Origin of the sequence: Belliella aquatica (assembly GCF_014637795.1) — a bacterium.
In the GTDB taxonomy this organism is placed as follows: domain Bacteria; phylum Bacteroidota; class Bacteroidia; order Cytophagales; family Cyclobacteriaceae; genus Belliella; species Belliella aquatica.
In genome coordinates this window covers 155,980-168,628 of record NZ_BMFD01000004.1, presented here as the reverse complement: position 1 = coordinate 168,628, position 12,649 = coordinate 155,980, and the positions used below count along the sequence as shown (strand labels likewise).

Below are 12,649 nucleotides of genomic sequence, written 5' to 3'. Positions count from 1 at the left end.
TATAAAAATTATCATCATTAAAACTATCTCCTATGTTTCACTTAAAATCTAAAAAACTATTTCATCTATTCTCTTTTAGAAAAACTTAGACTTGGTTAAAATTAACACCTTTAGTTTTGACTTTATTCAGATTTTTTATTGTTTTACTAAGTGGGAAAACTAATCCTAATTTAATTTTTATCCAAATTTAATTATTCAAAATATCCATTTTAAATTAATTTAAGACTGAATTCATTAAATTGTCAATCTTGAAAACAAAAGAGTCCATGAAATTTTTAAAATTCACCCTTCTGCTCATAATTATTAGTACAAGTTTTATCCAAGCCAAGACAGATACAATTGAAGTCTTCAGTAAAGCGATGAATAAATCACTCAAAGCAACTGTAGTATTGCCGAGTGGCAGTGAAGATAAAAATCAGGATTTCCCATCAGTCTATGTCCTTCATGGAGCTTGGGGGAATTACTTGGATTGGCATAAAAATGTCACCAAACCCAACCTCCTTCAAAATCTCGCTGATCAATATCAAATGATTTTGGTTACTCCTGGTGTGGCTCCTTTTTCCTATTATTATGATAGCCCATTAATGGATTCCGTTCAGTATGAAACTTATATCAGCAAAGAATTGATCCCATTTGTTGACCAAAATTATCCAACCAAAAAAGACAAAAATGCTAGAGCAATTACTGGGTTATCCATGGGAGGACATGGTGCAATGATGATTGCAGCCAAACATCCTGATTTATTCAGCGCTGCCGGATCGATGAGCGGCGTGATGAATATTGATGTAAGAACTTGGATTGGAAATGAATCCACACAAGAAGAGCGTAAAAAAAGTCAACAAGAAATGCTTGGAAACATCAATTATGATTATCCTTTTAGCCCCTATACTGCTGTTGGATTGATTTCAGAGATGAAAGAAAATAACATTGCGCTATTGATAGACTGTGGCGTTGATGATTTTCTGATAGAGACAAATAGGCAACTTCATCAACTGCTTCTGGAAAATGGCACCCCACATGAATATACAGAGCGTCCGGGTGCTCATACTTGGGACTATTGGACAGAAGCACTTCCCTTTCATCTCCTTTTTATCAATCAGGTTTTTGAGAAAAATAATTGAAATAGGTTAAGACTATTTAATTTTCAAGGAAATAATATTACCACCCAAAACCTATTTTGTCCATCTCAAATTCTATCAGCTTTTGATTTCGGATCAAATGATTATTTTAGCTTTTGAAGGTGTTCTATGCACTTAATTCAAAAATCAGAGAAATAACCTAATCACCATGTTTAAAAGACCTTTATTGCTACTTGTTGGAATCTTTTGTTTTGTACAAGCTTTTGCACAAGTTGAGCTAAGTAAATGGGAATCCTATGCCCAAAACACTGAAATCATCCGCGATCAATATGGAATCCCTCATATCTATGGCAAAACAGATGCTGATGCGGTATTCGGGATGATCTACGCGCAATGTGAAGATGATTTCAATCGTGTAGAAACAAATTTTATCAATGCAATGGGTCGCATGGCAGAAGTCGAAGGGATTTCACAGCTCTACGTTGATTTGAGAATGAAGCTCTACATCGATCCTGAAGTAGTCAAAAAAGAATATGAAAATAGCCCTTCTTGGCTCAAAGATTTGATGAATGCATGGGCGGCAGGCATCAATTATTATCTCCATACCCATCCTGAGGTGAAACCAAAGCTTTTGACGAAGTTCGAACCTTGGATGGCGCTTACTTTTAGTGAAGGAAGTATAGGCGGAGACATTGAGAGCATTTCTCCCAATGGATTAAAAACATTTTATGATAACAAAGCGCATGCGTTTTTAACTTACACCGAAAGAGATTGGGAAGAAGAACCAAAAGGCTCCAATGGTTTTGCGATAGCGCCGAAATTGACAAAAAGTGGGAATGCGATGCTGATGATCAACCCACATACCTCTTTTTATTTTCGTCCAGAAGTACATGTTGTCAGTGAAGATGGATTGAACGCTTATGGCGCAGTGACCTGGGGTCAATTTTTTATCTACCAAGGTTTCAATGAGTACAATGGCTGGATGCACACTTCAGCCAAGGCAGATGCAATTGACCATTTTGCGCTAACCGTCGAGAAGAAAAATGGCAAATTCCACTATAAGTTTGGCAACGAATGGAGACCATTTACAGAGAAGAAAATCTCAGTAAAGTATAAAAAAGGTGAGCAAATACTTGAGCATGAGTTCAATGCTTACTACTCTCATCATGGGCCAGTGATCCGGGAGGATGATGGAAAATGGATTGCGATTGCCTTGATGGTGGAGCGAGAAAAAGCGCTTACACAATCCTACAAAAGAACAAAAACAAAAAACCATGCGGAATTCAAAGCCAATATGGACTTGAAAACCAACTCTTCCAACAGCACGGTTTACGCGGATAAAGATGGAAGTATTGCTTATTATCACGGAAACTTCATTCCAGTCCGAGATCCTCAGTTTGATTGGAGAAATGTCGTTGATGGCAGCAATCCAGCTACTGATTGGAAAGGTTTGCACGAGGTGGAAGAGATGCTTTTTATCCATAATCCTGAGAATGGATGGATTCAGCATTGCAACTCAGATCCATTCAATGCTTTGGGAAAAGACAGTCCAAAAAGAGAAGATTATCCTGCCTATGTCGCTTGGGATACAGAAAATGCACGTGGACTGAATGCGGTAAGAATTCTTTCAGAAGCGAAGGACCTAACTTTAGAAAGTTTGATTTCAGATGTAGCTTACGAGCCTACTTTGATGGCATTCAAACCGATGGTTCCTGCACTTGCGCAGGCTTATCGTAAACTTCCTTCTAGTGATCCAAGAAAAGAAAAATTAAAGGAGCCAATCGGGATTTTGGCTGATTGGGATCTCAAAACAGGCATTCATTCTGTTGGTACTTCCTTGGCCGTGTTCTGGGGAAATCAAATGATGGCTGAAGGAAGAAGAATGGAAAGAGCATGGGATACCTATATTTTTGATTTTCTAGCAACCGAAACTACGGAAGAGCAGAAAATATCGGCATTCGAAAAAGCAGTAGAAAGATTGGCAGAAGATTTTGGGACATGGAATACGCCTTGGGGAGAAATCAACAGATTCCAACGTGTGACCAATAAAATTCAAGGGAAATTCTATGATGACCTACCGAGTTTACCAGTTGGCTACAACTCTTCGCTTTGGGGTTCACTAGCTGCTTATGGCAGTAGAGCCTATCCAAATACCAAAAAATGGTACGGAAATGTCGGAAATAGCTTTGTGGCAGCTGTTGAATTCGGAGAAAAAGTTAGAGCTAAATCCCTACTCGCGGGCGGTCAAAGTGGAAATCCTTTCTCCCCCCATTTTGTAGATCAAGCGGAAATGTACAGCAAGGGAGAATTTAAGGAAGTAAGTTACTACAGAGAAGATGTCTTAAAAAATGCCAGAGTAATCTATAAGCCGGGGCTTTATTGATAAAAAGTTGATTAAGGGATTAGATGATTGAGTTAATTGGGGATTGAGTTATTGGTTAATTGAGTTATTGGGAGATTAGTTTAACAGATTATTGAGGGATTGGGTGAGTAGGTGATTGAGGGATTGATTGATTAAGCTATGAAGTTACTTGTTAATTAAGTTATTGGGAGATTAGTTTAAGAGTTGATTGAGTTACTGAGTGAATGGTTGAAAAAGTTTTCAAGTAATTCGTAATTGATATAATACACTATTCTCTATTTTCAATTATTACTTTATTTACTTGTATTTCCATTCTGAAAATATTAATTATCTTCATCTTATTCTTCATCAGAGACTTACTACTATGAACCACTCCGATACACTCGTTCTATCTCCTTCGATAGAGCAAATTGAAACCAAATCAAAGGTAATCCCAACTTACATTTATGCTTCTGTTTTTGCATCCTTTTGCATCGCTACGGGATTACTTTGGGATATTTCTTGGCATATGACTGTGGGCAGAGATGGATTGTTGTCTCCTCCACATATGGTGATTTATTTGGGTGCTGTGATTTCTGGAGTTTTCTCAGGGGTAAAAGTTCTTAAGAACAGCTTTTGGGCTTCCAAGGAAGAAAAAGCTGAAAACATTAAGTTTTGGGGGATTTTCCATGGCTCTTTGGGTGCGATGTTTTGCATTTGGGGCGCTTTTGCCATGCTGACTTCCGCTCCCTTCGATGATTGGTGGCATAATACATATGGGTTAGATGTGAAAATTCTTTCTCCTCCACATGCGCTCTTAGGCCTTGGAATGATTATGATTCAGTTTGGAGCAATGATTTCTGTGATTTCTACGCAAAATAGAATGAAATCTAAAATGAATGGTCAAACAAAAACTCACTTACAATGGCTTTTTGCATTAAGCTCGGGGTTTCTTTTGGTGATGGTCTATACGCTGACATCAGAATATTTCAATCCTAATTCCATGCATCAGGTATTTCCTTACCAAGTAGCGGCGATTGTTTTTCCTTTGTTTATTGTTTCAGTGGCCTTGGCTTCACCATTCAAATTCGCAGCTACAAAGATGGCTGTCATCTATATGTTGACAATGGCAGGAATGGTTTGGTTGCTTCCATTATTTTCTGCAGAGCCTTTATTAAGCCCTGTTTTGAATCATGTTGATCGCTTTCAACCTTACCATTTCCCAATGCTGCTAGTCATTCCTGCATTGGCAGTAGATTTTGTGATGATAAAATATAAGGATAAGAATAAATGGCTTTTAGCAGCCATGTTAGCAGTAGCGTTTTTGATTCTTTTCCTTCCTACACAGTGGCATTTCTCAGAATTTCTATTGACAGAACAGGCAAGAGGTTGGGTTTTTGGGAGATTCTCTCTCCCCTATTTTGTCAATCCTGACGGAAACTACCGATATATGTTTTATCCTGGATCGGTTGATTCAATCTTTAACTTAGGAATCGGTTTATTGTATGCCTTGTTGATAGGAATCTTGAGTTCGAGAATTGCTTTGGCTTGGGGAAATTGGATGTCACAGGTAAAGAGATAAGATTTTATGAAAAGATTCGCCAGCATTTGTTCAATATTATTTGTCTGCATTCTTATCAGTAGCCATGTGGGAAGTCCTGGGGTGACTTTCGAAGGACTCCTTGGCAATTACAGAGTGCTTGCCAATATCAATCCACCTGACGTGGTTCCCGGAACTGCCACTTTAACGATTGTTCTTCCTGATGCTCCAGCTAATCTCAAAGTTGAAGCTCGACCAGTATATTGGTCAGCAGGATTGAAAGGAACTCCAAAAGCAGATCAGATTCTACCTGTTGAGGGTGAAGCAGGACGATATGAAGGTGAGCTTTGGTTTATGGAACCCGGTACATCAAGTGTGCAGATCATGCTGGAGGAAAATGGAGAAGTCTACGAAACCATCATTCCTGTTATGGCTATGCCTACCGCACAAAGAGATATGCCTCAAGAATTGGGGATGATTTTAGCTGCTTTAGGTATATTTTTGGTGATTTTAATGGTCACGATTATTAGTTCGGCCATGAGTGAAAGTATCCGAGAACCTGGCGAAATCAGAAGTAAATCTTCAATTAGAAGAAATCAAATTGGGATTGCGTTGGGATCGATCTGTATGCTTTTGATTCTATGGGCTGGGAAAAGTTGGTGGGATGCAGAAGCAGAAACTTATTCCAGATACCTTTTTCAACCCCTATCAGCAAGTACTACTTTAGAATCCACTTCTGAGGGCAATAAATTATTACTTTCAATAGATCCAAAAGAACTCAATCAGGGAAGGATTACCAGAAAATTGAGCTACATGGTGCCGGATCATGGCAAATTGATGCACATGTTTTTGATTCGGAAAAATGACTTGGATGTATTTGCTCATATTCATCCGGAGCGCATCGATACTTTAAATTACCAAGTAAGCATTCCCGATTTACCTGCCGGAAATTATCATATTTTCGCAGATATCACGCGTTTTACAGGCTTTTCAGAGACTATTGTTTCTGAATTGACGATTCCTGAAAAGGGTGCTTTTTCATTTGCCAGTCAAAAAGAATTCGTGTTAGGTAGAGACGACACTTTCACTTTTTCTAATCCGGTTTCTGATCAAAAGCCTCAGATGCTAGATGCAGCGATTATGATTTGTGGCAAACCAGGAATCAAGAAAGATTTACCCGGTGGCTATTCAGCCATTTGGGAATCTGAAACTGGTGAATTTGATGCGGGAAAGCTGTACACGCTTGATTTCGCACTCTTTGATCCTGAAGGGCAACCTGCGGACTTAGAGCCTTATTTGGGAATGATGGGCCATGCAGTGGTATTAAAGCATGATGGTTCTGTTTATATCCACCTCCATCCTACTGGAAACTATTCCATGGGTTCACAACAAATGCTCAAAGATCGCTTTGCTTCAGGAAAGATCGGTTTTAATAACCTTCCATCTGGATTGAGTTTTCCGGACAGCATCGATAATGTTATCCGCATTTTGAATGACTTAACAGATGAAGAAAGAGATGAATTACTCATGGCGGATATGGACCATGAAAAATTCTACGGTGAAGAGCACGAAGAACACAGCATGGTAAGTTTCCCTTACTCATTTCCTGAACCCGGAAATTACAGAATCTGGATCCAAGTCAAAATCAATGGAGAGATTGTCAATGGTGCTTTTGATGTAGAAGTGGGGTAATTGAAATATATGATTATCCACAATGAGGCCAGCATGGGAATTTATCACAAATAATCTTGCTGATAATTGTTATCGGTTATCAGTAGATTAGTTATCAGTGCATCAAATTAAATTTTGGAAAGCGGATTTACGTAACCTGACACTATACTATCCCTCTTTGGAGAATAAAATTTAATGGATCGATAACTTCTAATTTCGAAGCAAAAAAATCTTTAGAATTGGTTGTTATGATTACTTCTGCATTGCAACTCAGTGCAGATGCATATTGCAATCCGTCTTCGTAATCTGGCCAATAATTGTAAGAAATTCCCTTAAGAGTTTCAGGTTCGAATTTTCCGATTTCTAACAATTCTAGATAGGCATACGCCCTATTTGAGGCAATTTTGGCACTAGCATATTTCTTTTCTAAGAAATAAAGCAACTGATAAAAAGTTACAATACTGATTAATCCTTTTAGCTTATTTTCTTGAATTTCTTGAAAAATCAGATCAATAGCTTTTTGCTGAATGGGCTCTGCATCACAAAAATGAAAGGAAAGAAGCACGTTGGTATCTAAAAAAATTCTTTTCATCATAATCACATTTGACGTTTTCTTCTTTTAGACAAATGTTTTTCAATTTCTTTTTCACTAGGTCTCAGACCAGCATCCTTCAATGATTTTAATCTATCAGATAAAATCAATTCTCTTTCATTAAATTTTTTCAATGAAAGGAGATACTTCTCCACTAATGAACTCACACTGGTGTTGTTATCTTTTGCAAATGATTTAGCCCAGTCGATTACTTCTTGATTGTCGATACTTAAAGTTAGTTTAGACATACGTGCAAATAATTAAATTATCAATAACAATATACGTGAAATAATTTAAAATCAAAAGCTCAAGGCCAGCGATTTGGCACTGTATGGAAGTTCAAAACTCTGTTGGCTTCTTCGATGACCGCTGGATGTTTTTGTGCATTCCAAATTTGATCACGCGCGTATTTACCTGATTGATCCAAATTCACAATAGGGAAAGGATAATCCTCTCCTAGCCTAAAGCACATCATTTCTTGTTCTATACCTGTAATTTTCCATGGCTCGTGAAGCAACGTAGCTGGAAGCTTTTCTAATTCAGGAACCCATTTCTTAATAAAGACACCCTCTTCATCATGATCTTCGGACTGTTTTACTGGGTTGTAAATTCTGACTGTATTGATTCCTGTTACACCTGCTTGCATTTGCAACTGTGGATAATGAATCCCTGGTTCAAAATCTAAAAACTGTCTCGCTAAAAAGTCTTTTCCCACACGCCAATCTTGAAAAAGATGATGCGTCAAAAAGGATACGACCATGGCCCTCATACGGAAATTGAGGTAGCCAGTTTCTTTGAGGCAGCGAATACATGCATCCACCAAAGGATAACCAGTCTTTCCTTCTTCCCATGCTTTGACTTTCTTTTCATCAAGTGGCTTTGCTAAGTGCTCAAAACCTGTGTTCACGTGCTCCTTTTCCATGCGACATTCCATCTCAAATTTTTGGATGAAATGACAATGCCACCTTAATCTAGATTGAAAATTAGTAAGATTTCTACTTTGAAAACCTTCCTTTTTTCTTGCTTCGGCTGCTTGAAAAACTTGTCTAATAGAAAGATTTCCCCAAGCGATATACGGGGACAAACGACTACAGCCTTTTCTACTCAACTCAGGTTTTGAAATGTGCTTGTTGTAATTTTTGACCCTTTCAGCGAAGAAGGATTCGAAATATTTATAAGCCGTGAGTTCTCCTCCTTTTTGCATCATTGGATTGGTTGCCTTCCATGCTTCTGGAATGACTTCCTGCTGAAGTATACTTTCAAATGCTTTGGATAAGGTATAGAATTTCCCTTTTCTTAAATCTGGATTCTGAACAGGCTGAGACATCATCGCATACCATTCCTGTGACCAGTTTTTTCGATTTGTTCTTCCCCTCTTTACTCCTTGCTGTGCATATTCTTTCCAGACAATATGATTCTCTTTAAAAAACCGCTTCATTCTTAAATCTCGGTCAAAAGTGATTTTTATACCTGTTTCAATATGAGAATAGACTGTTTTGACCTGATAGGTTTGCGAAAGTTTTTCGAAGAATTCTAAAGGATTAGTGAAATAAAAATGGACTTTGGTGTCATAAGAAGCCAATTGTAAGTTAATGTCCTGCAAACCTTGAAAAGCAAATCGCCAATGACGGTCATCACTTTGGGGTGCCGCTACAAGTTCTGGCTCAAAAAAATAGACTAGAATCACTGGTAAACCCGACTCAATGGCCTTTTTTAAAGGTTCGTGATCTCTCAATCTCAAATCTCTTTTGAACCAAACGACATTAACTTCCTGCATAAATTGAAAACATTTGAAGCTAGGCAAAGTTTCAAAAGTATGAATAAAATTCAGACACTAAAAGACGAAGAAATAGATAGAATCGTAGAGATGGCTTGGGAAGATCGCACTTCTTTCGATGCCATTGAACGACAATTTGGGATTCCAGAAAAAGACGTCATCAAAATCATGCGCAGAGAGATGAAGCCTTCCTCCTTCCGCATGTGGCGAGCGAGAGTTCAAGGTCGAAAAACAAAGCATGCTGGGAAAGCTTCCGAAGATGTCAATCACTTCAAATGCAGCAGGCAAAAAGTAATTACAATGAATAAAATTAGCAAAAGAAAAGCCCAGTAGAAACTACCGGGCTTAATTCAATCAACCTACTTCTATCAATCAAAAATCAATCTTATACGATGTCATAAGGCCAGCCCATGATTCCATCGGCTAGGTTATTTAAATTTTCAAAACCATTTTTTGCCATCAATGAACAAGCTTGGCCACTTCGATTCCCACTTCGACAATACAAATAGTAGGTTTTGTCTTTTGGTAGGTTTTGAATTTGATTTACAAAACCAGAACCCATTATATCAATATTCCTCGCCCCTTTTATTTTGCCAGATTTGAATTCACCTTGGCTTCTTACATCAATCAGAACAGCGTCTGAAGCGGTCATCCCATTTTTGAAATCCTCTGAACTGAGATCCTTATAGTTTTTTGGTTGTGCTTTAAAGAAGTTAAACATATTTCTATTTGTCTTTAATGTGTTACAAAATTAAGGCAGTACTCTTCTTGAAACAGTAACCTTTATCACTTAGCTCTTAGGATTGATTTATCCTGTTTGAATTTGTCTCTAAGTTTCAGGAAGATTAACCTCAGCAACAGAAAAAAGGGAGTTCCATGAAAGAAGAAATCAAACCAATCCATCATTTGCATGCCATTTGCCCCACCCAAAATCCATTTGACCTTTCCAAAAATATGTGGCTCTGGTACAAATGGTGCTAATCCTAGCGTAAGTGAAAGGAGAATTACGAATCTCCAATTGTTAATCGTTTCTTTCATTTTTTCTTTTGTATAAAAGGGTAGGAAATCTGAGACCAGAAGGTCTTTGGAAAATCTTCCATTCCATCAAATCCAAGAGGCTCGTTTTTTCCTTCATTGGGAATATAAGCTGTACCAAAGAGGTAATCCCAAATACTCAGTGTCAAACCATAATTGACTCCTTTTGAACCTTCGGGAAGCTTCTTCGCATGATGCCAAATATGCATGATTGGATTATTGAAGATATATTTCAAAGGACCATAAGTAATCCTAAGATTGGCGTGATTCAGGTGACCAATAGCGGTGGTGAAAATATGTACTATAAAGAAGTCAATCAACCCAAAACCGATCATTGCCAAGGGGATATATTGCACAGTCTTATAGATGATGGTTTCCATCCAGTGAAATCTGAGATGTGCTGCAAAGCCCATTTCTTCGACAGAGTGATGCACTTTATGAAACTCCCAAAGCGCTGGATATTTGTGTAAAGCTCGGTGAACGTTCCATTGAATAAAATCAGCAAGGACAAACAGAAGAAGAAATTGTGCCCACGTAGGCCATGTATCCACATGGAGTGAGACCATATTTTCTAAGCCAAAAAGACCCAATAAATCATTGAATGCTTCAACAGCTATATTTGAAATGGCATTGTAAGCCACTAATGAAAATAAGAAGAAGTTGAAGAACATGTAGAATCCATCGAGCCAAAAGTCCTTTCGTAATATCGCTTGCTTTTCTCTCCAAGGAAAAAAGATTTCCAAAAGCCAAACTGCTAAAGACAAGCCAACAAGCCACCAAAAGTAGTTGGTCCAAGATGGATATAAAATTTCATTTTTGAGATAATCAAAGTAGCCAAAATAGGCATCCTGAACGATTTTGATATATTTTTCCATAGGTATTGACTCTTATTTAAAAGAGAGGACTACCCAGAAGATAGTCCTCAATCAAAATCCATAAACCACAAACTGTCTTTATTGATTGTATTCTTTAATTGCAGAACCCATATCAATTATTTTTGTTCCTTTGAGGATTTGATGTACGATGCTACTCCCTGCCGCAGACCTATAGCCTGTGCCACAATGTACTACGATCGGCTTGTCTGTTGGGAGTTCTTTGGCTCGCTCCATCAATTCAGGTAATGGGATGTTGATGGCATTTTCAAATACTTGGTTTTGCTCCACCTCTCCTCTATTTCTAATATCCAAAATAGTAAAGGCTTCTGGATTGCTATCAAAACTCGATTTATCAAATGTTGGCATGCTTTCTCCTTTTTTCCCAGAATACACAAACGCTCCTTTGATAAAGGGTTCATAGCCAATTTTTGTAGTTTTTGAGATCAAATCAGCTACTTCTTCTTCTGAATCAGCTACCAAATAAAATGCTTCTGTTGGCGCCACAAGACTTCCCAACCAGGTCTCGAACTTTGCTCCGTTCATGATATTAATAGCGTCGGGAATGTGGCTTGCTTTGAAATCTGCTTGATTTCTTCCATCAATGATGATTACAGCCTCTTTTGGCTGCACGTTTTCCGCTAAAATCTTTACACTTTCTTTTGCTTTCTGATATGCCTCAGCTCCTTCTCGGTTGACTTCTACGCTGTAAGGAAAATATTTTGGAATAAATGGCTGATCCTCTAGTAAGACAGCAACAAATTGCTCTTCAGTCATTTCCTGAAGTGCATAATTACTGAGTTTCTCTTGTCCGATAGTACTGACCTTGTCGGTGCTTAATGACTTTCCACACAGTGAACCTGCACCATGTGCTGGATAGACAAGCACACCATCATCCAATTTCATTAATTTTTCTCTGGTGCTATGGTACATCATTTTCGCCAATTCCGTACGCTGTGCCTGAATGCTTCCAGCTGACTCTCTCAAATCAGGTCTACCCACGTCACCTATAAAAAGTGTATCTCCAGTAAATACAGCAATATCAACCCCATCTTCTTCCAAGACTATGGAAATTCCATCTGGCGAATGTCCCGGCGTAAATAAAGCCTTCAACTTTACTCCTTCAGCTAAAGTAATTACATCCCCTTCATCAAAACCTACAAAATCATAATGAACATTGACAAGCTCACTAATGTAAATTGGCGCGCTGGTAGTCTGATGTATTTCAAGGTGAGAACTTACAAAATCCGCATGTGGATGAGTCTCTATTACGCCAACAATTTTGGCGTTTTTTTCCTTAGCATAATCATAATATTGCTGAGGATTTCTCCCTGGATCTACCAGTATAATATTTCCTTCAGCATAGATTGCATAGCTAAAGTGTGCAAGTCCATCATCTTCAAATTGTTTGATTTCTGATTTTTGAGGTAACCTTGCTTTGATTAAATTTTCAAATTGTGCATTAGATTGGAAACTAATTGCCAATCCAAAAATTAATGAAAATATAAATTTTAAGTGCTTTTGCATATTTGTGGCTTATTTTTCAATTCAATTTTACGTATTCTGACTTCTTATAATCTCAAAATTACATTTTATAAATAGGGAAAATTGTGATCTATGTTACAATAGCCGCGTCCATTTACCCTGTTATTTGTAAATAAAAATGAAAGATTTTTGGAATCAAAAATTTAATGGTTCACTGACCTTAATCATAGTTCTTAAATTGAAACTTTCATATATTG

12 protein-coding genes are annotated in these 12,649 nt (G+C 37.8%); 5 read left to right on the top strand and 7 right to left on the bottom strand.

What is annotated here, in order from left to right; all coding sequences use genetic code 11:
• Positions 1-266: 266 nt before the first annotated feature.
• From IEV57_RS07460 to IEV57_RS07445, 4 genes are all read left to right on the top strand, one after another.
• Entirely contained in the window at positions 267-1,121 is an 855-nt protein-coding gene (locus tag IEV57_RS07460; protein ID WP_188441235.1) for an alpha/beta hydrolase, read from the top strand.
• Between the two features lie 166 nt (positions 1,122-1,287).
• On the top strand, positions 1,288-3,462 hold the full coding sequence (locus IEV57_RS07455; protein WP_188441233.1) for a penicillin acylase family protein: 2,175 nt from the start codon (positions 1,288-1,290) through the stop codon (positions 3,460-3,462).
• Between the two features lie 343 nt (positions 3,463-3,805).
• Positions 3,806-5,002, top strand: coding sequence for a hypothetical protein (locus IEV57_RS07450; protein WP_229744262.1), 1,197 nt, complete (start codon positions 3,806-3,808; stop codon positions 5,000-5,002).
• Positions 5,003-5,008: 6 nt separating this feature from the next.
• Positions 5,009-6,652 carry a DUF8832 domain-containing protein gene (locus tag IEV57_RS07445; protein WP_188441231.1) on the top strand — a complete coding sequence of 548 codons (1,644 nt, stop codon included), beginning with the start codon at positions 5,009-5,011 and terminating at the stop codon, positions 6,650-6,652.
• Positions 6,653-6,794: 142 nt separating this feature from the next.
• Here IEV57_RS07445 and IEV57_RS07440 read toward each other — a convergent pair whose 3' ends face one another.
• From IEV57_RS07440 to IEV57_RS07430, 3 genes are read right to left on the bottom strand one after another with little or no spacing between them, the layout of a single operon-like run.
• On the bottom strand, positions 6,795-7,226 hold the full coding sequence (locus IEV57_RS07440; RefSeq protein WP_188441229.1) for a type II toxin-antitoxin system VapC family toxin: 432 nt from the start codon (positions 7,224-7,226) through the stop codon (positions 6,795-6,797).
• Positions 7,227-7,228: 2 nt separating this feature from the next.
• On the bottom strand, positions 7,229-7,471 hold the full coding sequence (locus IEV57_RS07435) for a DUF6364 family protein (RefSeq protein WP_188441227.1): 243 nt from the start codon (positions 7,469-7,471) through the stop codon (positions 7,229-7,231).
• A 59-nt stretch (positions 7,472-7,530) separates the two neighbouring features.
• A complete protein-coding gene (locus tag IEV57_RS07430) occupies positions 7,531-9,000 on the bottom strand; it encodes a cryptochrome/deoxyribodipyrimidine photo-lyase family protein (RefSeq protein WP_188441225.1) in 1,470 nt (489 codons plus the stop codon).
• A 39-nt stretch (positions 9,001-9,039) separates the two neighbouring features.
• On the opposite strand from IEV57_RS07430, the gene IEV57_RS07425 reads away from it, so the two are divergent.
• Positions 9,040-9,333 (top strand): TIGR03643 family protein, encoded by a 294-nt coding sequence (locus IEV57_RS07425; protein ID WP_188441223.1) that lies wholly within the window; start codon positions 9,040-9,042, stop codon positions 9,331-9,333.
• A 52-nt stretch (positions 9,334-9,385) separates the two neighbouring features.
• Here IEV57_RS07425 and IEV57_RS07420 read toward each other — a convergent pair whose 3' ends face one another.
• From IEV57_RS07420 to IEV57_RS07405, 4 genes are all read right to left on the bottom strand, one after another.
• On the bottom strand, positions 9,386-9,721 hold the full coding sequence (locus IEV57_RS07420) for a rhodanese-like domain-containing protein (protein ID WP_188441221.1): 336 nt from the start codon (positions 9,719-9,721) through the stop codon (positions 9,386-9,388).
• 65 nt (positions 9,722-9,786) lie between these two features.
• Complete coding sequence (locus IEV57_RS07415; protein WP_188441219.1) at positions 9,787-10,038, bottom strand: hypothetical protein; 252 nt, start codon at positions 10,036-10,038, stop codon at positions 9,787-9,789.
• On the bottom strand, positions 10,035-10,910 hold the full coding sequence (locus IEV57_RS07410) for a sterol desaturase family protein (protein WP_188441217.1): 876 nt from the start codon (positions 10,908-10,910) through the stop codon (positions 10,035-10,037). Before IEV57_RS07410 ends, IEV57_RS07415 begins: the two co-directional genes overlap by 4 nt.
• A 78-nt stretch (positions 10,911-10,988) precedes the next feature.
• Positions 10,989-12,434, bottom strand: coding sequence for an MBL fold metallo-hydrolase (locus IEV57_RS07405; RefSeq protein WP_188441215.1), 1,446 nt, complete (start codon positions 12,432-12,434; stop codon positions 10,989-10,991).
• Positions 12,435-12,649: the final 215 nt, after the last annotated feature.